Source organism: Inquilinus ginsengisoli (assembly GCF_050434925.1).
Lineage (GTDB): Bacteria > Pseudomonadota > Alphaproteobacteria > DSM-16000 > Inquilinaceae > Inquilinus > Inquilinus ginsengisoli_B.
Window position 1 is genome coordinate 6,130,481 of sequence record NZ_JBNDJK010000001.1, and the last position, 20,815, is coordinate 6,151,295.

18 protein-coding genes are annotated in these 20,815 nt (G+C 69.3%); 3 read left to right on the forward strand and 15 right to left on the reverse strand.

The window, feature by feature from the left end:
• Nucleotides 1–6: 6 nt before the first annotated feature.
• The 4 genes from QFZ27_RS29270 to QFZ27_RS29285 form a co-directional block, all read right to left on the reverse strand.
• Entirely contained in the window at nucleotides 7–756 is a 750-nt protein-coding gene (locus tag QFZ27_RS29270; RefSeq protein ID WP_429229977.1) for an ATP-binding cassette domain-containing protein, read from the reverse strand.
• On the reverse strand, nucleotides 753–3,014 hold the full coding sequence (locus QFZ27_RS29275; protein WP_429229978.1) for an ABC transporter permease: 2,262 nt from the start codon (nucleotides 3,012–3,014) through the stop codon (nucleotides 753–755). The genes QFZ27_RS29270 and QFZ27_RS29275 overlap by 4 nt, the downstream gene beginning before the upstream one ends.
• A gap of 167 nt (nucleotides 3,015–3,181) precedes the next feature.
• Nucleotides 3,182–4,264, reverse strand: a complete 1,083-nt coding sequence (locus QFZ27_RS29280; RefSeq protein WP_429229979.1) for a substrate-binding domain-containing protein — start codon at nucleotides 4,262–4,264, stop codon at nucleotides 3,182–3,184.
• A gap of 385 nt (nucleotides 4,265–4,649) precedes the next feature.
• Nucleotides 4,650–5,717 carry an aldo/keto reductase gene (locus tag QFZ27_RS29285; RefSeq protein ID WP_429229980.1) on the reverse strand — a complete coding sequence of 356 codons (1,068 nt, stop codon included), beginning with the start codon at nucleotides 5,715–5,717 and terminating at the stop codon, nucleotides 4,650–4,652.
• 95 nt (nucleotides 5,718–5,812) lie between these two features.
• Here QFZ27_RS29285 and QFZ27_RS29290 point away from each other — a divergent pair, with 95 nt between their 5' ends.
• Nucleotides 5,813–6,736 carry a LysR family transcriptional regulator gene (locus QFZ27_RS29290; protein ID WP_429229981.1) on the forward strand — a complete coding sequence of 308 codons (924 nt, stop codon included), beginning with the start codon at nucleotides 5,813–5,815 and terminating at the stop codon, nucleotides 6,734–6,736.
• Here the strand turns inward: QFZ27_RS29290 and QFZ27_RS29295 are convergent.
• From QFZ27_RS29295 to QFZ27_RS29330, 8 genes are all read right to left on the reverse strand, one after another.
• Nucleotides 6,711–8,360 (reverse strand): OPT/YSL family transporter, encoded by a 1,650-nt coding sequence (locus QFZ27_RS29295; protein ID WP_429229982.1) that lies wholly within the window; start codon nucleotides 8,358–8,360, stop codon nucleotides 6,711–6,713. The genes QFZ27_RS29290 and QFZ27_RS29295 overlap by 26 nt on opposite strands.
• Nucleotides 8,361–8,470: 110 nt before the next feature.
• Nucleotides 8,471–12,253 (reverse strand): hydantoinase B/oxoprolinase family protein, encoded by a 3,783-nt coding sequence (locus tag QFZ27_RS29300; protein ID WP_429229983.1) that lies wholly within the window; start codon nucleotides 12,251–12,253, stop codon nucleotides 8,471–8,473.
• Nucleotides 12,254–12,267: 14 nt separating this feature from the next.
• A complete protein-coding gene (locus QFZ27_RS29305) occupies nucleotides 12,268–13,044 on the reverse strand; it encodes an IclR family transcriptional regulator (RefSeq protein WP_429229984.1) in 777 nt (258 codons plus the stop codon).
• A 190-nt stretch (nucleotides 13,045–13,234) separates the two neighbouring features.
• The gene (locus tag QFZ27_RS29310) at nucleotides 13,235–13,600 is read right to left on the reverse strand and encodes a hypothetical protein (protein WP_429229985.1); all 366 of its coding nucleotides are present in this window, start codon (nucleotides 13,598–13,600) and stop codon (nucleotides 13,235–13,237) included.
• A gap of 68 nt (nucleotides 13,601–13,668) precedes the next feature.
• Nucleotides 13,669–14,103 (reverse strand): hypothetical protein, encoded by a 435-nt coding sequence (locus tag QFZ27_RS29315; RefSeq protein WP_429229986.1) that lies wholly within the window; start codon nucleotides 14,101–14,103, stop codon nucleotides 13,669–13,671.
• Between the two features lie 136 nt (nucleotides 14,104–14,239).
• Nucleotides 14,240–15,019, reverse strand: a complete 780-nt coding sequence (locus QFZ27_RS29320; RefSeq protein WP_429229987.1) for a LytR/AlgR family response regulator transcription factor — start codon at nucleotides 15,017–15,019, stop codon at nucleotides 14,240–14,242.
• Complete coding sequence (locus tag QFZ27_RS29325; protein ID WP_429229988.1) at nucleotides 15,016–16,110, reverse strand: sensor histidine kinase; 1,095 nt, start codon at nucleotides 16,108–16,110, stop codon at nucleotides 15,016–15,018. Before QFZ27_RS29325 ends, QFZ27_RS29320 begins: the two co-directional genes overlap by 4 nt.
• A 105-nt stretch (nucleotides 16,111–16,215) precedes the next feature.
• Complete coding sequence (locus QFZ27_RS29330; protein WP_429229989.1) at nucleotides 16,216–17,064, reverse strand: phytoene/squalene synthase family protein; 849 nt, start codon at nucleotides 17,062–17,064, stop codon at nucleotides 16,216–16,218.
• A 104-nt stretch (nucleotides 17,065–17,168) separates the two neighbouring features.
• On the opposite strand from QFZ27_RS29330, the gene QFZ27_RS29335 reads away from it, so the two are divergent.
• Nucleotides 17,169–18,407 carry a flavin-dependent oxidoreductase gene (locus tag QFZ27_RS29335; RefSeq protein ID WP_429229990.1) on the forward strand — a complete coding sequence of 413 codons (1,239 nt, stop codon included), beginning with the start codon at nucleotides 17,169–17,171 and terminating at the stop codon, nucleotides 18,405–18,407.
• Here QFZ27_RS29335 and QFZ27_RS29340 read toward each other — a convergent pair whose 3' ends face one another.
• From QFZ27_RS29340 to yajC, 3 genes are all read right to left on the reverse strand, one after another.
• Nucleotides 18,408–18,857, reverse strand: a complete 450-nt coding sequence (locus tag QFZ27_RS29340) for a cupin domain-containing protein (RefSeq protein WP_429229991.1) — start codon at nucleotides 18,855–18,857, stop codon at nucleotides 18,408–18,410. It lies immediately after the preceding gene.
• A 79-nt stretch (nucleotides 18,858–18,936) separates the two neighbouring features.
• Nucleotides 18,937–19,311: an Mth938-like domain-containing protein gene (locus QFZ27_RS29345; protein WP_429229992.1), complete on the reverse strand. Its 375-nt coding sequence runs from the start codon at nucleotides 19,309–19,311 to the stop codon at nucleotides 18,937–18,939.
• Between the two features lie 21 nt (nucleotides 19,312–19,332).
• Entirely contained in the window at nucleotides 19,333–19,776 is a 444-nt protein-coding gene (gene yajC / locus QFZ27_RS29350; protein WP_429229993.1) for a preprotein translocase subunit YajC, read from the reverse strand.
• Nucleotides 19,777–19,938: 162 nt separating this feature from the next.
• On the opposite strand from yajC, the gene QFZ27_RS29355 reads away from it, so the two are divergent.
• Entirely contained in the window at nucleotides 19,939–20,811 is an 873-nt protein-coding gene (locus QFZ27_RS29355) for an ATP-binding protein (RefSeq protein WP_429229994.1), read from the forward strand.
• Nucleotides 20,812–20,815: the final 4 nt, after the last annotated feature.

Here is a 20,815-nt window from a genome sequence, read left to right on the forward strand (position 1 = left end):
CCGTCCTCAGGATTGAGCGGTCTCCGGCTCTCCCTGGACGATCAGCTCCAGCACCTCTTTCTCGTTCGTCGACTTGATCAGCCGCTCGCCGACATTGCGGCCGCGCTTGAGCACCATGATGCGGTCGCCGATCTCGAAGATGTCGGTCAGGCGGTGGCTGATGATGATCTGCGCCACCCCATGCCGCCGCAGCTCGTCCATGGTCTCGAGCAGGCGCTCGGTGGCCGGGACCGACAGATTGGCGGTCGGCTCGTCGAGGATCAGCACCTTCGGGTCGAAGCTGATCGCGCGGGCGATCGCGACCGATTGCTGGCGGCCGCCCGACAGGCTCTCGACCCGCTGGCGAACATGGTTGATGTCGACCTTCAGGCGGCGCATCACGTCGCCGGCCTCCGCCTCCATCCGCCGGCGGTCGACGAACCAGCCCCTGGTCGGCCAGCGGCCGAGGAAGACGTTGGCGGCGACATCCATGTTCCCGCACAGCGCGAAGTCCTGGTAGATCATCTCGATGCCGCGGTCGCGCGAATCGTGCGGGCCGCGGAAATGCATCTCCTCGCCCGCCACCAGGATGTCGCCGGAATCGCGCTGATAGGCGCCGGTCAGGATCTTCATCAGCGTCGACTTGCCGGCCGAGTTGTCGCCGACCAGGCCCAGGATCTCTCCCGCCATCAGCCGCAGATGCACATCCGTCAGCGCGCGGATGGCGCCGAAGCTCTTGTTGATCCGCCGCATCTCGACGATCGGGGTGCCTGTCATGCCGTTCGCTCCCTTCGCGGACGCAGCCGCCGGAACAGCCGCTGCAGCAGGCCTTCCTGGCGCAGCCAGATGTCGCCGAGCACGGCGACGATCAGGATCAGCCCGATGAAGACGTTGATCCAGTGCTGCGGCATCACCATCGACTCCCCGCCGGGCAGGAAGATCTGCAGCGACAGCAGCGCCCGGATCAGGGTGATGACGGCGGCCCCCGCCAGCGCGCCCAGGATAGTGCCGAAGCCGCCGAAGATGCTGCCGCCGCCGATGATCACGGCGGCGATGACGTCGAGCTCGCGCAGCTGCCCGGCCGACGGGTTGAAGCTGCGGTAATAGGCGATGTAGACGATGCCGGCCAGCGACGCGCACATCGCGCTGAACACCAGGCTGCCGAAGCGCACCCGGTCGGTGTTGATGCCGGCATAGTCGGCGGCGCGGCGGTTGCCGCCGGTGGCCAGCACCTTGTAGCCGATCACGGTCTTCGACAGCACAACGCCGGCGACGATGGCGAGGATGATCAGCAGGATCGACTGGGTGCTGACCGCGCTGGCCACGGCCGACCAGACGCTGCCGGGCGCGGGATCGAGGCCGAAATAGCGCAGGATCTCGATCAGCTTGCGGCCGATCAGGTTGTAGCTCTCCGGGAACTGGCTGAGCTGGCGGCCGGCGACGAACCAGGCGGCCAGGCCGCGGGCGATGTAGAACATGCCGAGCGTGGCGACGAAGGCCGGCAGCCGCGCCTTGGTGGTCAGCAGGCCGTTGATCACGCCCGCGAGGGTCCCGGCGCAGAAGGCGGTCAGGGCGGCCAGCGCCGGGTCCACCCCCAGGAACTTCATCAGGAAGGCCGCGGTCGCGCCCGACAGCGCCAGCACCGCGCCGACCGACAGGTCGATGTCGCCATTGGCGATGACATAGGTCATGCCGATCGCCATGATCCCGATCTCGGTGAAGGCGAGCAGCAGGTTGAAGCTGTTGTCGAGGCTGCCCCAGAAATCCGGCCGCAGATACATGCCGAGCGCCCAGAGCAGGACCATGAAGATCACGGCAGCCGCCTCGCGCTGAGTCAGGAACCACATCAGCCCGCGGGCGTGGATCTCCTGCGCCGCCATGGCCGAGCCATGGGTCTGCACGGTCTCGACCGCGACCGTCTCCACCTCCGGCATCGGCAGGGGCCGATGGCGCAGCCGGGCCCACAGCCGCGGAATCACCTTGCGGCGGAAGATCCACGGCTCGATCAGCACCGCGGCGAGCAGGATCAGACCGAGGAAGACCGGCACCGCGCCCGGCGGCAGCGCGGCCATCGCCTGCACCACCATCTCGCTCTTGCCGACCTTGACGATGCGCTCGATCGGAATGCCCTCGCGCAGCACCTTGTCGATCAGCACGATCAGCAGGGCGCCCATGCAGGAGCCGAGGATCCGGCCGCGGCCGCCGAGGATGCTGGCGCCGCCGACGACCACCGCCGAGATCACGATCAGCTCGTGGCCGACGCCGTAGCCGCTGTTGACGCCCTTGTCCTGGAACACGGTCATCAGCCCGGCCAGCGTCGCGCACAGGCTCGACAGCACGAAGCCGCGGATCCGCACCCGCCGGCTGCTGATGCCGGCATAGTCCGAAGCCGTCGCGTTGCCGCCGACGGCATAGGTCTCGTAGCCCCAGCGGGTGAAGGCCAGCAGGACGCCGCCGACGATGGCCACCACCAGGAAGATCAGGATCTGGTTGTTGAAGCCGAAGCCGTTGGTCTCGCCCAGGGCGAAGATCCCGAAATCGCGCGCCTTGACCTCATAGGCGATGTTCTTGCCGCCGGTCAGCCCGAGCACGAAGCCGCGGCCGATGAACAGCATGGTGAGCGTGGCGATGAAGGCGGGCACCCGCAGCACCGTGACCAGCGCGCCGTTCAACAGCCCGATCAGCAGCCCGAGGACGACGCTGGCGCCGATCGCGACGCCGATGCCGAAATCGTAATGGGTCGGCGCTAACAGGATCGAGAACAGCACGGCGACGATCGCCGTCGTCGACCCGACCGACAGGTCGAGGTCCTTGTTGACGATGACGAATGTCATGCCCACGGCCATCACGCCGAAGCGGGAGGCGTCGCGCAGCACGCTGTGCAGCGCCGTCAGGTCGCCGAAGAAGCGGGGATTGGCCTGGGTGCCGGCGAAATAGAGCGCCGCCATGACCAGGAGCAGCCCGACCTCCCAGCCATAGGCGAAGCCACCGAAGCGTGTTGGCCGTGCCGGTTCGGGCGCGGTCGTGGTTGCCATGATCCCTCGTCGGCTCAGAGCCCGTCCGACAATGCTACTGGCGCGGCCGTCTGGCGGCGTCTTCTCCGCTTCCGGTGCTCACGAAACAAACGTCCGCTGCGCTCCGGTTCTCGAAGCCACCACCAGCCGACTCACGCCAGCGCATTCTCGAACGGGCTCTCGGTTTTTCAGTTTTCGAAGCGCTTGCCGACGTTGCCGACGTTGCTGTTGGTCACCAGCTGGGCCTTGGTGTCGAGATCGGCGGCGGCGACGCCCCGGTCGATCTGCAGGTACAGCTGCATCACCGGCCAGAAGCCCTGCAGGAACGGCTGCTGGCCGAGCGCGCCGTCGAGATTGCCGTTCTTGATCTGCTCCAGCTGCTTCGGCCCGAGGTCGAAGCCGTAGCTGCAGATCTTGTCGCCGATCTTGAGCTGGCCCACGGCATCGCCGATCGCCGGGGTGACGAAGGCGTTGTTGCCCATGATGCCGACGACGTCGCCGCGGCTTTCGATCAGGCTGACCACCGAGCCGGTCACGTTGTTCTGGTCGACATCGATGCCGATATTGGTCGGCCCGGCATCGATCTGGAAGTCCTTCAGGCGCCCGGCGGCCTCCAGCGTCCTCACCGTCGCCTCGAAGGCCGCGGTGACGCGGTTGTTGACCTCGACATTGCCGAGCGTGGTGGTGCTCGGGAACAGGATGCTGCCGCCCTTGGCGCCGGAGTCGAGGACGCATTTCGCCATCGCCTCGCCGCCGATGCCGGCGGCCGAGGAATCCTGGCCGGTGTGGCTGATGCCGCTGCGGTTGTAGATCGTGGCGTCGAAGCTGTTGGTGGTGGCGACCGGGATGCCCTTGGATTCGAGCTTTTTCACCAGGTCGTCATAGGCACCGGCCTGCGGCGTGGTCATGATCACGCCGTCGATGGTCGGGTCCTGCACGATCTGGTTGAGGATCTCGAGCTCGCGCGGGATGTCGTCCACCGGCGCCTCGGAGCCGAGCATCAGCAGGTTGGCACCGATCATGCCGGCCGCGACCTTGGCGCCGACATAGGTCGGGTCGAAAAAGCCGTTGCCGGCGGTGTGGGTGACGATGGCGAAGGTCAGCTTGCCATCCTTGTTGTTGAAGTTCTTGGTGTCCGGGCCTTCCTTCGACGCCTGGTCGAAGGTGTAGCCGCCCACGGCCTTGTCCAGCATGCCGGTCTGGGCCGCCGCAGTCCCGCCGAAAGCGGTCAGAAGCGCAAGCGCGCTCGCTCCTGCCAGAAGCGTCCGCATCGTAATGGTCCTCCCCCAATGATGTTTCCGGCTTATCCAGTCGCTGGTGCCGGTAATATTTTCACTCTCAGCTATACTATTTGTTGGGCAAATTGACCAGCCCGGAGGCGACGCCGGACATTATCTAACCGGATGAGCTTGCCGCCAGGCACTCGCCGCACCGGCGGCGGCGAGTCTCTCGACATCCCGCCCAATCTCTTTTGCCAGGAACCGTCATGGCGAGCCCCGCAGGGGCGTGGCCATCCAGCATGGTTGCGCCTGCACCAGCTGCGAGACTGGATGGCCACGCTTCGCTTGCCATGACGGTGTGGGTCCTGCTCGGGCCAAGTCGGCGCGGGCGCCGCAGGTCAAGCCGCCGTGCGCGACGGCTGACGCCCGCGTGCGCCTACCCCCGCGGAGCGATCCGGACGTCGCCGAACATCACGGCGCGGGTCAGCGGCCGGGCCAGGAACTCGTGCGGGAAGCCGGGCTCGACGGCGCTCGCCGCCTCCAGCCGCGCCCGCTGCTCGTTCGAGAGCACGACGTCGAGCGCGCCGAGATTGTCCTCGAGCTGCTCCGCCGTCCGCGCACCGATGATCGGCGCGGTCACGGCCGGGTTCAGCAGGGTCCAGGCCAAGGCCACCTGCGCCGGGGTCTTGCCGATCTCGGCCGCCACCGCCTTGACCTCCTCGGCGATGGCAAGAGTGCGCTCGGTCAGCGCGCCGTTGGCGGCGGCGACGTTCTTGCGCGTGCCCGCGGCCGCCGCCGTGCCGCCGCCGATGTCGAGATCGGCACGGCCGTACTTGCCGGTCAGCACGCCGCTGGCCAGCGGCGACCACGGGATGACGCCGAGGCCGAGCTCGCGCGCCATCGGGATCAGGTCGCGCTCCACAGTCCGCTCGATCAGGCTGTATTCGATCTGCAGCGCGATCAGCGGCGACCAGCCGCGCAGATCGGCGATGGTCTGCATCCGCGCCACCTGCCAGGCCGGCGCGTCGGAGATCGCGACATACAGCACCTTGCCGGCCCGGACCACATCGTCCATGGCGCGCAGGATCTCCTCGACCGGGGTCGTGAAGTCCCAAGCGTGCAGGTACAGCAGGTCGATATAGTCGGTCTGCATCCGCTGCAGGCTGCTCTCGACCGAGCGGACCAGGCTCTTGCGGTGGTTGCCGCCGGAGTTCGGGTCGCCGGGCCGCAGCGGCAGCGTGTATTTGGTGGCGAGCACCAGCCGGTCGCGCAGGTCGGCCGCGAACCTGCCGACCAGCCGCTCGGAGCTGCCGTCGGTGTACTGGTTGGCGGTGTCGATGAAGTTGCCGCCACGGTCGACATAGGTGTCGAAGATCCGGCGCGCCTCCGGCTCGTCCGCGCCCCAGCCCCAGTCGGTGCCGAAGGTCATGGCGCCGAGGGCGAGCGGCGAGATCCGCAGGCCGGACCGGCCGAGCAGCCGGTAATGGGACAGCGTGTCGCTCATGGTCGTCTCCTGCGTTGGTGGGCAGAAGATGGCGCGCTGACATTCGTCCATGAAGACGGCATTATCCGCATGGGCCGTTAAGGGAATGATGCACAATGCGCGGCAGCGACTACGCCGAGCTGCGGGCCTTCGCCGCGATCGTCGAGCATGGCAGCTTCGCCCGTGCCGCCGCGCAGCTGGGCCTGTCGCGCTCGGCGCTGAGCCAGACCATCCGCGGGCTGGAGGAGCGGCTGGGCCTGCGGCTGCTGAACCGCACCACACGCAGCCTGGCGGCGACCGAGGCCGGGGCGCGGCTGCTGGCCGGGCTGCTGCCGGCCCTGGCCGATCTCGACGCCGCGGTCGCCAATGTCCGGGCGCTGCGCGACACGCCGGCGGGCGTGCTGCGGATCAACGCCTCGCGCATCGCCGCGATCCACCGCCTGGCGCCGCTGATCGGCCCGTTCCAGGCGGCTTATCCGGACATCGCCCTCGACATCGTGGCCGAGGACCGGCTGGTCGACATCGTCGCCGAGCGCTTCGATGCCGGCCTCCGGCTCGGCGAGATGGTCGAGCGCGACATGGTCGCGGTAAAGCTGGGCGGCGAGCTCGAGCTGATGGTGGTGGCCGCCCCGTCCTATCTCGAGCGCTTCGGCGCGCCGGAGACGCCGCGCGACCTGCGGCACCATCGCTGCATCAACTTCCGCTGGCCGACCGACGGCAGCCTGTACCGCTGGGAGTTCGAGCGCGGCGCGGAGAAGCTGGAGGTGGCGGTGGAAGGGCCGCTTACCGTGACCGAGCCGGAGGTCGCGATCCGGGCGGTGCTGGACGGCGTCGGCATCGGCTATCTGTTCGACCTGCAGATCCGGCCGCTGGTCGAATCCGGCCGGATGGTGCGGATGCTCGAGGATTGGACGCCGCCCTTCCCCGGCTTCACCCTCTACTATCCCAGCCGCCGGCAGATGCCGCCGCCGCTGCGCGCCTTCCTCGACTTCGTGCAGCGGCGGCAGGCAGCGCCTAGCGGCGGCCGAACAGCGGGGTGATGACGGAGCTGAAGAAGCTGAACAGAGCGTCGCCGGCGATCACCCCGGCCGCGACCACCTCCATCTCGCTGCGTCCCTCCTCGCCGCGCCAGCGGGTCCACAGGACGCGGATCAGGATGCCGGCCAACACCGCCCAGCCCGCCAGCGGGGCCATCAGCAGCAGGCCGGTGGCGAACAGGATGCCCATCTGCCGCTTCGACCCGCCGAGCCACTGCACCAGCGCCCCGGGGATCGCCCAGAGGGCGAGCGACCGCGCCACGTCCGGCGCCACCCCGGCCCCGATCGTGGCCGCATAGACCCGGTCGACCGGCGGCAGCAGATCCTGGGCGAAGTAGGATTCCCAGGACAGGAAGACGACGACGATGGCGACCAGGAAGGCGACCATGGCGGCGTACAGCTGCTGCCGCCGGCCGTCGCGCTCGAACTCCGGGTCGGCGCCGTGGCCGCGCAGGATGTACCCGGCCTTCAGGTCGTAGCCCATATCGGCGAAGGCCGGGCCGGTGGCGGCGGAGAAGGCGACCAGCGCCGCCAGCGCCGTCGGCGGGAAGCCAACCAGCATGCCGATGATCAGGGTGATCAAGGCCACCGCGAAGGCCGGGAACCAGCCGGAATGCATCGCGGCGAGACCAACGATCAGCTCATGCACGAAGGCGGCGAAGGCGGCGTAGACCACGAAGGCGACCAGCATGCCCCAGGACAGCTCGGCCCACAGCCCGCCGGCCGCCGCGATCAGCATGGCCAGCGCGATGTAGCCGGCGGTGCCGAGGCCGAGCGCCCGCCGCAGCGCCGCGTCCGACTGGGTGCGGGCGGCCCCGTCGGTGTCGCGGCGCAGCAGGGTCGACCCGACCTGCAGCAGCGCCACCAGCCCGGCGCCGATCATCACGCCATGCGGGATATAGGCCTTCATCAGGTCGCCGCCGGGGATGATGCCGGCGAAGGTCTCGCCGCCGAACAGCTGAGGGGAATAGCCGCGCAGCAGCAGGCCGACGCCGAACATGGCCAGCGCCCAGATGTTGCCGATGAAGGCGATGCCGAAGGCCGACATCGGGATCTTGAAGAAGCTGCCGACCGCGCCGATGGCCACGCCGACGCCCAGCAGCACCGCCTTGCGGCCACCCTCGTCGCCGGCCTTGATCGCCTCCGCCGCCGCCACACCCGGCGGCCAAGCCCCGGTGGCCGGGAACACCTTGCTGTCGAACATCCGGTACAGCAGAAACGCGTCGAGCAGCATCGCCAGGGCGACGCCGGCGAACATCGGCAGCACCAGGTCCGGCCGGCCCAGCGCATAGGGGATGCCGATCGGCAGCAGCAGGCTGTTGGCGGCGCCGAAGGTGGCGCCGGAGATCGCGCTCTGCGCCAGGTTCTGGACATGGATCGAGCGGTAGCGGGCGAACAGGCCCAGCGGAATGCGCGCCAGCACCATCGCCGCCAGCGCGCCGATCAGCGAGGTGTTCGCCGATACGCCGAGGCTGACCAGAATCTGCATGCCGATGATGGCGCCGAAGACGCAGAGCAGGATGATCAGGGCAAGGGTCGCCGGCTCGAACACGCTGGGATGGCGGCTGCGGGTGGCGCCCGCGGCCGGGGGTGCCGCGGCGGGATCCGCGGTCAGGTCGTGCTGCATGAAGCCTCCTGGTGGGACCGCTTGGCTGCGGTCTTGGTTTCGTGATGCGGGTCTTGGGCGTGCCCTAACGAGAAAGGGCCGCGCATCCAGGCGATGCGCGGCCCCGAAGCTCAGGCGGCCTTGGCGGCGTCGGCGGGTGCGGAAATCAGCCCGCCGCCGACATCGCGGTCCAGCGCCGCCCGCGGGCGTTCCGCCGGATCGCCGAAGCCGGCACCGCCGGCCAGGACGACCTCGACGATCTCGCCGGGCTTGCTCAGCTGCACCAGCTCGCCGGTGCCGCAGTCGCGCAGGACCTGGCCGTCGCCGTCACGGACCAGGCCGCGGGCCGACCCGCCGGGGGCGCCGCCGAACAGGCCGGGATTGGTCTTCCCGACTCCTTCGGGATAGACCGCGACGAAGGTGGCTAGGCCGTCATCCGCCAGCTTGCGCAGGGAGACGCGCTGGCCCAACCCGCCGCGGTACCGGCCCGGCCCGCCGGAATCTGTGACATAGGTCTTCTCCAGCACCAACACCGGCACCCTGGTCTCGAACAGCTCGATCGAGGTGTTCGCGGCCGAGGTCGGCCACAGCAGGCCGGATTTGCCGTCGCCATGCGACGAGGCGCCCTGGCCGCCGCCCATGAACAGCATGTCGGAATAGGTGCCGCCCTCGGCGTCACGGCCGTAGATCGTGGCCGCCACGGGCAGGCCGGTGTTGGCCTGCACCTTGTCCGGTGCCGCCTCGGACAGCGCCCGGAAGATGTTCGGCGCGATGTACCAGCCGGTGCGGGTGCGCAGGTTGACCGCCATCGGTCGGCTGGCGTTCAGGATCGACCCTTCCGGCGCCTTGACCTGGAACGGCCGGTAGCAGCCGGCATTGCCGCGGACATTCGGCGTCAGCATGCATTTCAGCGGATAGGTCGCATGCGCCTCGGTGTAGTTCAGGGTGCAGTTCAGCCCGCCCTGCGGCAGCTGCGCCGGCGCGCCGGTGAAGTCGAGGGTGATGCTGTCGCCCGCGATCGTCAGCGCCAGCGGATAGCGCAGCCTTTCGCCCAGCGGGTTGTTCTCGATCTCCGACCGGTAGACGCCGTCCGGCAGCGCCGCGATCGCCTCGCGCATCGCCTTCTCGGACCGGCCCTGCACCACCGCCGCCAGGGCCCGCAGGTCGTGCATGCCGTATTCCCGCATGAAGGCGACGAGACGATCGGCGCCGATCGCGTTGGCGGCGACGAAAGAGTGGACGTCGCCTGTCACCTGGCTCGGGTTGCGAACATTCTCCGCCAGCAGCCGGAACAGCGTCGCGTTCGGCCGCCCCTCCTCCACCAGCTTCATCGGTGGGATCTGGAACCCCTCCTCGTAGATCTCGCGGGCGCGCAGGCTGTCCTTGGTGCCGCCGATGTCGGAGACATGGCCGACCGTGCCCATCAGTCCGACCAGCCGCCCGTCATGGAACACCGGCGTGACCACGGCGATGTCGAACAGATGGCCGGCGCACAGCCAGGGGTCGTTGGTCACCAGCACGTCCCCGGGCCGCAGCGTCTCGGCCGGGTATTCGGCCAAGAGAGCCTTCACCGCCCGCGGCAGGGTCAGGTTGAACACCGGCATCGCCCGCGGCGAATGGGCCAGCGTCTCGCCCTCGGGGTCGAGCAGCTCGCAGGCGAAGTCCTGGGCCTCGGAGATCACCAGCGAGAAGGCGGTGCGGCAGACCGTCAGCCACATCTCCTCGACAACCGTAATCAGGCGGCTCCACATGATCTCCAGCGCGATCGGGTCGGCCTCGATCCGCGCCATCGCCTCGGGCAGCGTCATTTCAGCCGTGACCAGCGCCTGCACCGGCGCGGCGACGCCGATGGCGATGCGCAGGTTCAGCGTGTCGTCAACCCGCACGGTGTCGCCCGGCGGCACGATGGTGGTGGATTCCCGCTCCTCGATGATCGCCGGGCCTTCGACCCGATCGCCCGGCACCAGGGCGTAGCGGTCATAGACCACCGCCTCGACGACGCCGTCGGCGAAGCGGGCCGGCCGCGCACCCTTGCGCTTTGCCGCGGCGTCGCCGCCGCCGGTGGCCCCGGCCAGCGACAGCGTCGGGGTCGGACCAAGGCAGCGGACCCGGAAGTTGATCGCCTCGATCTGCGCCCCGCCATACAGCGAGGTGTAGCGGGCGGTGTAGACCTCGGCGAAGGCGGTGCGGATCGCCTCCATGCTACCGGCATCGATCGCGCCCGCCGGCAGCGGCACCGCGATCTCGTGCATCTGGCCGGTCAGCCGCATGTCGGCGCTGCGCTCGACCGTGACCGCCGCCACCTCGACGCCCGCCTCGGCCAGCCGCCGTCGGCCCTCGGCCTCCAGCTCCGCCAGCACGCCGTTGACGGCATCGGCGTCGAACTCACCCGAGAACCGTACCGGGTGCGAGCGCACCAGCTCGAAGGACAGCGGCGCCGCCAGGAAGCCCAGCGCCGAGGCCGCGCCGGAGGCCGGCGGGATGATCACCTCGGCCACGCCCAGCACGCGCGCCACGCCCGCGGCATGGGCCGGCCCGGCGCCGCCGAAGCCGACCATGGCGTAGCGACGTGGATCCTTACCCTTCTCGACCAGATGGACCCGGGCGGCGGCGGCCATGCTCTCGGTCACCACCTTGTGGATGCCCCAGGCCGCGTCCTCGACCGACAGGCCGAGCGGCTCCGCGACCCGGGCCACCGCGGCCTCTGCCGCCGGCTTGTCCAGCGCCATGCGGCCGCCCAGGAAGAAGCCGGGGTCGTAATAGCCCAGCACCAGGTTGGCGTCGGTCACCGTCGGCTGCTCGCCGCCCTTGCCGTAACAGGCCGGGCCTGGGTCGGAGCCGGCGGAATGCGGCCCGACGCGCAGCAGCCCGACCTCGTCGATCGAGGCGATCGAGCCGCCACCGGCACCGATCTCGATCATGTCGATCACCGGCGCCTTGATCGGCAGACCCGAGCCCTTCTTGAAGCGGTGCACCCGCCCCGCCTCCATCATCGGCGCGATCTCGGCGCGGCCGTCCTCGATCATGCAGGCCTTAGCGGTGGTGCCGCCCATGTCGAAGGAGATGACGTCGGCCTTGCCGGCCAGGGCGCCGAACAGGGCGGTCGCCAGGCCGCCTCCGGCCGGGCCGGATTCGAGCAGGCGGATCGGGAAGGCCCGCGCCGTCTCCGGCGCCACCAGCCCGCCGGCGGAATGCATCAGCCGCAGCGTGCCGGCGAAGCCCCGCGCCGCCAGCTCCCGCTCCAGCCGCTGCAGGTAGCGGTCAATCAGCGGCTGGACATAGGCGTTGGCGCAGGTGGTGACACAGCGCTGGTACTCCCACAGCTCGGCCACGACCTCGGAGGACAGGGAGACGGCCAGCTGTGGGAACTCGGACCGGGCGATCTCGCCAACGAGCCGCTCATGCTCCGGGTTGCGGTAGGAATGCAGGAAGCAGACGGCGACGGCCTCGACGCCCTCCGCCACCAGCCGCCGCAGCGCAGCGCGAACTGCGTCTTGGTCCAGCGGCTCGACCACGGCGCCGTCGCGATCCACCCGTTCCGGCACCTCCAGCCGCAGCCGGCGGGCCACCAGCGGCTCCGGGAACTGCAGGAACAGGTCGTAGATGTCGTAGCGCTGCTCGGTGCCCATCTCCAGCACGTCGCGGAAGCCACGGGTGGTGATCAGCCCCAGCTTCGCGCCCTTGCGCTCGATCACCGCATTGGTGACCAGGGTGGTGCCGTGCACCATCTCTCCGACATCCGCCAGCTGGATGCCGGCCATCGCCACCAGCTCCTCGATCCCGACCAGCGCCGCCTCGGACGGATCATGCGGCGTGGTCAGCCGCTTGTGCAGCTTCACCGTCCGCCCCTCGCCGTCATAGAGGATGAAATCGGTGAAGGTACCGCCGATGTCGAAGCCGATGCGCCAGCGCATGATCTGTCCCTTGGTTACGCTGCGGAGGCCGAGATCCCGGCCTGCCAGTTCGGGTCGCCGGCCAGGGCCGCGACCTCCCGTGCCCCGGCCAGCAGCCGGGCGATGATGTCCTCCCGCTCCTGCGCCGCGACGGTGGAGAGCGGATAGGCGATGCAGAGGCTGACCGCCTCGCCGGTCTCGGGCGACCCGACCGCGGCGGCCAGGGCGCCGACGCCGCGATTGGCCTCGTCATGCGATTCCGCGAAGCCGAGGCGCCGGACCTTGTCCAGCCGCTGCAGCAGCTCGTCGAGGGTCTGCGGCGCGGTCGGCGACACCGGCGGCCAGGGGTCCCGGAACAGCGCCCGCACCTGATCGTCCGGCAGCCGCGCCAACAGCGACCGGCCGGTGGCGCTGGAATGGGCCGCCAGCGGCCGGCCGACCGGCGTGGCGACGCGCAGCACATTGGTGCCGGGATGGTAGGTCAGGCCCATGACCTCGCCGCCGTCGCGGATCGAGACATAGCCGGTGTGGCCGACCGCGGCGACGATCCGGGCCACCACCGCATCCGCCCGGCCGACCAGCGACGAGGTGGTGCTGTACAGATGCGCGACGCCGAGGATCAGCGGCCCCGGCCGGTAGCGCTTGCTGTCGCCGATCGTCTCCAGCAGCCCGGCATCGCGCATCGCCCGCAGCAGGCGGGAGATGTTGCTCTTCGGCAGCGACAGCAGCGCCGACGCCTCGGTCACCGTGAGCTCGGTGCGGCTGGTGGTGAAGCAGCGCAGGACGGCCGCAGCGGTATCGAGTGTGGTCATGCATCACCCGGATTGTTCCACTTTATGGAACTTGATTTCCGAATAATGAAACCCTACCAGCCCCTTGCGTGGCGGATCAAGCCCGTTCCAACCTGCGGACATGACACAAGGCCCGCCGCCATCGCGACAGGGTCATGAACAAGATGTCGATTTGGGACAGCCGAGGGTCGGCGCCGGCCCTCGGCAGGCGTCAGGTCAGGCTGCAGCCATCGCCATCGGCGGCGACCTTCACGATGATGTCGGCGCTGTTCGTGTACAGGGACCGGTGGCAGTAGCGCCATTGCTCGGTCGGCGCATAGGTGTTGATCTGGACCACCCCGCCATTCGGGCCGGCGACATTCTCTGACCCGACAACCTGATCATAACGATCAACGGCGGCTTCGCTCCACGTATAGACCGAGTATTCGCCGGCGGATGCGAGTTCGTTCGGCTGCCCCCATTCGGCGACGGCTGCGGAGATGTTCTTCCCGACCATCCAGCTCATCTGGTATTCGACCAGCCGCAGCTTCGCCGGCGTGCATCCCGCCAGCAAAATCGGCACCAGCGTCACGATCATTCCCGTCTTCCAGCGCCCCGGAGACCGTCCCGAATTCCTGTATCGCTCCATCATTCCCCCTGCCGGCTTCAGCGCGCCGCTTCGATCGTGCCGCGCACTGCAGATGCCCCTCCGTCGAGCAGGATCCTCGAGATCCTTTCCTCGGCCGCGGATACCGATTCCATCTTCGCCCGCGCGGCGAAGATCCGGATCTCGTCCGGCGTGAAGACCTCTTCTGCCGGGCATCTCGACCAGTCTCCGGCGTTGATCTCGCGACCGCGCGCAATGTCCCGGTCGATCCCGTCCTTATGGCCGGTCCGGACCGCTTCCCCGGCGTTTCGGATAACCCGCTTGATCAGGCGGTCGCCATGGGCCAGCTGGAGCAGGCGCGCATCGCACAGTGTGTAGCCCGCAGCAGCAAAGGCATCCTCGTTCGGCCCGGCCATTCCCCGGTCGATCCCCAGGATCAGAAAGGCCAGGACGCCGGCTGTGACAAACAGGCCGCGGCCTCTCGACTGTCCCATCAACAGATTTGCCCCGCATCGATCGTCCCGCCCACCTATCGACCAGCGTGGACGTCCTGTCGCCAGCCTCCCCTACGGGTGGCAACGGGGTTCATCCGATCGGTCAGGTTTCCGACGAATGGCTGAATTCGTCCGGTCAACGGCTCCGCAACAGCGCGTCGCGCATGGCCTTGGAATAGGTCCGCCCGATGCGGATTTCACCGCCGTCGGTCATCACCGCGATCAACGCGGCAAACGGCGCCTGACGCAGCTTGGCAATGCAATCGCGCCGGACGATGGTGCTGCGGTGGATCCGGACGAATTCGGTGGGGTCCAGCCGGCGTTCCAAGGACGCCAGGCTCTCTTGGTAGAAATAGGCCCCATCACCGGCGTGAATGCGGACATAGTCACGATCGGCCTGAAAGCGCGTCACCTGCTCCGACGGGATGCGGAGAAACGCTCCCTTCGACTTGACCCAGAATTCCGCCGCCCTTCCCTCATGCTTGCGGAGTGCCTGGCGCAGCGCGGAGACCGTCTCCCGCAACTCCGCGAGATGCTCCTCACTCTTTCGCGCCTGCACGGCTTGCCGCGCCCGCGACAGGGCGGCACGCAGGCGGCCCTCGTCCACCGGTTTGGTGACATAGTCCACCGCACTTGCATCAAAAGCCCGAAGCGCGTGGTGATCGAAGGCGGTGACGAACACCACCGCCGGCGCGTTCGCTCCCAGCCGGTCGAGGACATCGAAGCCGGTCCCGCCCGGCAGCTGGATGTCCAGCAGCATGACATCGGGGGCCAGGTCGCGGACCAGGTCGCAGGCCTGGTCGGCATCGCCGGCCTCGCCCACCAGGCGCATGCCGCCGATCGACGCCAGCTGGCGGGCCAGCCGCCGCCGCGCCAGAGGTTCGTCCTCGACGACCAGCACCGTCACCTCGCTCATGCCAGCCTCAGAGGCATGATCAGCGCGGCACGGAAGCGCCCGGGCGCCACATGGCCAGCCGTGCAGGACCCGGCCCCCGGGAAACACGCCTCGATGCGGGCCGCCACGTTCCTGAGGCCGATGCCCGTGCTTCCCGTTCGGTGCGCCTCGGCCTGTCCGGCCGGCGCGACGTCGTTCTCGACCGCCAGGGTCAGGCTTTGCCCCGACCTGTCGGCGCTGATGACGATTTCCACCCGGCCCGGCGTCCCGCCGACGCCGTGCTTGACGGCATTCTCGATCAGGGGCTGCAGGATCAGGCTGGGGATCAGCGCCGTGTCCAGCCCTGGCGCCACGTCCAGCCGCACGGCCATGCGGTCGGAAAAGCGCTCGCGCTCGATCTCCAGATATCCCGCCTGGAGCGCTAGCTCATCTGCCAGCCGAACATCGTGCAACGGATCAAGGGCCAGCGTGGTGCGCAGAAACGATGACAAGGACAGCACCATGCGCCCCGCCTGGGGTGCGGCGCCTTCCTCGATCAGCCCGGCGATGGAGTTGAGCGTGTTGAACAGGAAGTGCGGATTGACCTGATAGCGCAGCGCCCGCATCTGGGCGGACAAGGCTTCTTCCCGCGAGGCCGCGAGCCGCCGCTCGCGATCGCGCACCTCGAAGCTGTACAGCAACGCCACGAACAGGCACGACCAGCCGAAGAAAAGCGACGTGCCGTAGACCAGGTTGTAGCCGAAATCGACCGCATCGAACCGGGCCTGACCAGCCGGGACGCAGAGGTAATAGATCCCGAAATCCACGAGGCAATAGATCGGCGCCGCCATCATCGACAGGGCGAAGCACAGCAGCGCCTTGGCGAAGAACCCGAGACGCCGCAGCCGGAACAGGAGGGCCGCGATGCCGAAGGTGAGCATGGCGCTGAAGGAAAGCAGCCCCAGCTTGCCGGCAGCGGAGTCCACCGGATCGGTCCCGACGATCCCCCATAAGACACTGCTCGTGGCAAAGACGGCCAGCCAGTAGAGCAGGCCGAGACGCAATGCGGCGCGGCGCACGCTGCTGCCGAAATCCGCGCCATGCGTTGCCATCAGGTCGCCCGACAATTCCATTCGCCATCCCCCCGGCCCGAGGCTGCCCAGCGGCGTCGCCCGTGCTTGATCCTATGACGACGGCGCGATGATTGCAGCCGCGCCCGGGATCGATGGATCGACGACCTAGTAGCGCCCCAGGATGGCCCCCAGCACCAAGTCCGCCTGGCGCAGCGGCGGTGGCTCCTGGACCAGGGCGGAGAAGACGTCGTGCCCTGCCCGGCGCAGCCGGCGCAGATAGCCGTCGGCCAGGCGCGCGGACAGCAGGGCCGGCACAGCCGTCCGTGGCACCTCGTGGCGCAAGGCCCGTGCTTCGGCCAGACGCTCCCTCGCCGCCTCCGCCACACGAGCCGCCGCCCGTCGCAGGCCGTCATGCGGCTTCATCTCGAACAGCAGGCCGCGGTCGACGCCCGCGGCGGCGATGATCTCCTGCGGCAGATACAGGCGCTTCTGCCGGGCGTGGAACGGCAGGGCGCGCATCAGCCCGACCAGCGCCCAAGCGGTGCCGACCGCCGTCGCCGCCCGATGCGCCGCGTCCTCACGTACGCCCAGCACCTCGAGATGCAGGCGCAGCAGCGGCCCGGCGGTGTCCGCGGCGTAGCGCTCGAGATCGGCGAGGGTCGCCGGCGGCTCGTCTTCCAGGTCGCGCTCGCGGGCGTCGAGGACGGTGTCGAAATGGGCCCGGCTGAGGTCATAGGCCCAGATCGCGGGGGCCAGCGCATCCAGCACCTCGTGCCGCCGCGGCCGGCCATCGTAGATCTCGCCGATCGCATCGCGCCACCATTGCAGCCGGATCTGGCCGAGCAGCGGCTGGCTGACGACCTCGCGCGTCTTCGCCACCTCGATGTTGAAGGCATAGAGCGCGAAGAGCCCCGCTCGGCGCGGCGCCGGGGCGAACAGGCAGGTCAGGTAGCGGTCGTGGTCGAGGCGGCGAACCTGCTCGCCGTTCTGGCCCAGGGAATCGGTGGTCGGCATGGCGGCCCCTATATGCCCGCTCGCGGCCCGGATCGCCACCGGAGCTTGCCAGCGCCGGCTCAAGGTTGAAGACTTGGCCGCCACGACATCGAGGGAGGCAACCGATGAAGGCGATCATCGTCGGTGGCGGCATCGGCGGGCTGACCGCGGCGCTGATGCTGCAGGCGCGCGGCATCGGCTGCGCCGTGTTCGAGCAGGCGACCGAGCCGCGGGAGGTCGGCGTCGGCATCAACACCCTGCCGCATGCGATCCAGGAACTCGCCGGGCTGGGCCTGCTCGACCGGCTCGACGCCGTCGCCATCCGCACCCGGGAGCTGCTCTACACCAACCGCTTCGGCCAGATCGTGTGGCGCGAGCCGCGCGGCCTGGATGCCGGCTTCCCGGTGCCGCAGTTCTCGATCCATCGCGGCCGCTTGCACGGCGTGCTGCACAAGGCGGCGCGCGAGCGGCTGGGCGGCGAGATCCACCACGGCCGCCGGCTGGCCGGCTTCGAGCAGACCGAGACCGAGGTGACCGCGCATTTCGTCGACCGCCACGGCGCACCGGCCGGCACCGCGCGGGGCGACATTCTTGTCGCGGCGGACGGTATCCATTCGATCGTGCGCGACGCGCTCTACCCAAACCAGGGGCCGCCGTCCTGGAACGGCGTCATGATCTGGCGCGGCGCGATCGACTGGCCGGCATATATGGACGGGCGGACGATGATCGTCGCCGGCGGCATGCAGGCGAAGGTGGTGCTGTATCCGATCGCGCCCGGCACCGCGCCGGACCGGCGGCTGACCAACTGGGCGGTCTGCGCCCGCATCGGCGACGACAGCACGCCCCCGCCGCGGCGCGAGGACTGGTCGCGGCCCGGCCGGCGGGACGAGGTGCTGCCGCACGCCCGGCGCTTTGCCCTGCCGGAGGCCGACATCACCGAGATCGTCGCGGCGACGCCAGAGTTCTGGGAGTACCCGATGTGCGACCGCGACCCGCTGCCGCGCTGGCGCCACGGCCGGGTGACACTGCTGGGCGACGCGGCGCATCCGATGTACCCGGTCGGGTCGAACGGCGCGTCCCAGGCGATCCTCGACGCCCGGGCCCTGGCCGACGCCCTGGCGGACACGTCCGATGCCGTCGCCGCGCTGGAACGCTACGAGGCGGACCGGCGGCCGAAGACCGCGGAGATCGTCCGGCTGAACCGCAGCGGCGGACCGGAGGGCGTGATCGACGTGATCGAGCAACTGGCGCCGGACGGCTTCGAGGACATCGACGCCGTCCTGCCGCATGCGGAGCGCCAGGCGATCATCCGCGGCTATGCAACGGTCGCCGGCTTCACCCCAGCCCAGCTGCGTAAGGGGTAACTAGGCAGGCGGCGGCAGGAAATCGACGTCGTACTTGGCGGCCAGCGCCACCACCGCCTCCGGCGTCTGCTGCGGCAGGTCGTGGATGGCCTGGAACAGCTCGACCAGCCGGCCGGTCGGCGCCACCCAGAACAGCGACTTCGCGATCGCGCCGCTGTTGTTGAAGATGCCGTGCGGGATGCCCTTCGGCAGGCGCACAAGATCGCCCACCGTGGCGCTGGCATTGGCGCCGTCGAGCATGAAGTCGAGCTTGCCCTCGAGGATATAGAGGAACTCGTCCTGCAGCGGGTGGATGTGCGGCGGCACGAAGGTGCCGATGCCGAAGGTGGCGTGCCAGGCGAAGCTGTCCACCGAGATCTGCTTCGGCACATAGGTCTGGCCCAGGATCGACCAGGAGAGGTTGTCGATCCCCTCCGCAGCCCCGGTGATGCCCGCCGTCATCGGCTTCATGTCGCGCCCTCCCTGCTGCTGTCTGCGGCTCACTTCGAGTTTAGACAAGCGGCCGAGTTAAACAACCGCAGGGGCGATCTCAGACCGGGATCAGCGCCGCGGCCGCGCGCCGGCCTTCTGAGATCAGGACGTTGTAGGTGCGGCAGGCGGCGCCGGTGTCCATCGCGTCCATGCCGATGCCGGCCTCGCGGATCTGCCGCCGCAGCACCGAGGGCAGCAACGTCATGCGCGGGCCGCAGCCGATCAGCAGCACCTCGACCGGCGGGTCGATCCGACGCACCGGGTCGAGAGCGGCCACGTCCAGGTCCTCGATCCGGCTCAAAGACCAGGGCGTCTCACCCTCCGGCCAGATCAGCATCGGCCCCTGGTACAACGTGCCGGCGACGCGGAAGCCGCCCGGCGGATAGCCGTCGATCATCCGCCGCCCGGGCGGGATGACGGAGGAGATCTCCATGACCGATCCCGCCCGTTCAGCTCACTTCCGCGACAGGAAGCGGCTGAACCCCTTCGGCTTCTCCGCCTCGGCCGGGGCGTTGGCAGCAGGCGGCGGCGTAGCGTCGTCGTCCGCATCCGTGCCCTTGGCCCCGCCGTTCTTGGCCGGCTCGGTGCGGGCCAGGACGGTGGTCACGGTGCTGCGGATCACCTTGACCCGAACGTTCTCGGCGATCTCGACCGTCAGCTCGTCATCGGCCACCTTCTGCACGGTGCCGACGATGCCGCCGCCGGTGACGACGCGGTCGCCGCGGCGCAAGTTGCCCAGCATGTCGCGATGCTCCTTCGCCCGCTTCTGCTGCGGCCGGATGAGCAGGAAGTAGAACACCACGAAGATCAGGATCAGCGGCGCGAACTGCATCAGCATGCCGGCACCGCCGGCCGCGCCGGCATCAGCCGTCTGGGCATAAGCCTCGGAAATCAGCATCTTTCGCTCCACCTCTACAGTCGGGCGCGACTATAGCGGCCGGGGCCGCGGTTGCAACGGAATCCGGTTCGCCTGCGGTCGCGGCAACGGTGTGCCCTGCGGGATTGATCTCGCCGGAACCGATCGCTAGCGTCGGCCCCTCTGAGCGAAGGAGATTGTCCGGTGGCCGACCTGGATCCGACACGACTGCAGCTGCTGACCCGCATCGCCGATGCGCTGGAGCGGCTGGCTCCGCCGGTGCCGGCGCCGACCGACCTGGCCAGCGCCGACGCCTTCACCTGGGACGCCGAGCATGGGCGGCTGCTGCCGGTCGCCGCGGTCAGCCGGGTCGATCTGGTCCTGCTGCAGGGCATCCAGCTGCAGCGCGACCTGCTGTTGGAGAACACCCGCCGCTTCGCCAAAGGGCTGCCGGCCAACAACGCCCTGCTATGGGGCTCGCGCGGCATGGGCAAGAGCTCGCTGGTCAAGTCGGTGCATGCGGCGGTGAACGGCGAGGCCGGCGGCATCCTGGCTCTGGTCGAGATCCACCGCGAGGACATCGGTTCCCTGCCCCGGCTGCTGCACCTGCTGCGCGCCTCGACCCGGCGCTTCATCCTGTTCTGCGACGACCTGTCCTTCGACGGCCAGGACGCCAGCTACAAGTCGCTGAAGGCGATCCTGGAGGGCGGCATCGAGGGCCGGCCGGAGAACGTCGTGTTCTACGCCACCTCGAACCGCCGCCACATCCTGGCGCGCGAGATGATCGAGAACGAGCGGTCGACCGCGATCATCGCCGGCGAGGCGGTGGAGGAGAAGGTCTCGCTGTCCGACCGCTTCGGCCTGTGGCTCGGCTTCCATGGCTGCAACCAGGACACCTATCTGGAGATGGTCGAGGGCTACGCCGCCGCCTACGGCCTGGAGATCGCATCGGAGACGCTGCGGGCCGAGGCGCTGGAATGGACCATCACCCGCGGCTCCCGCTCCGGCCGCGTCGCCTGGCAGTACATCCAGGACCTGGCCGGCCGGCTGGGCAAGCGGCTGGAACCGGCGAAGTAGCGCC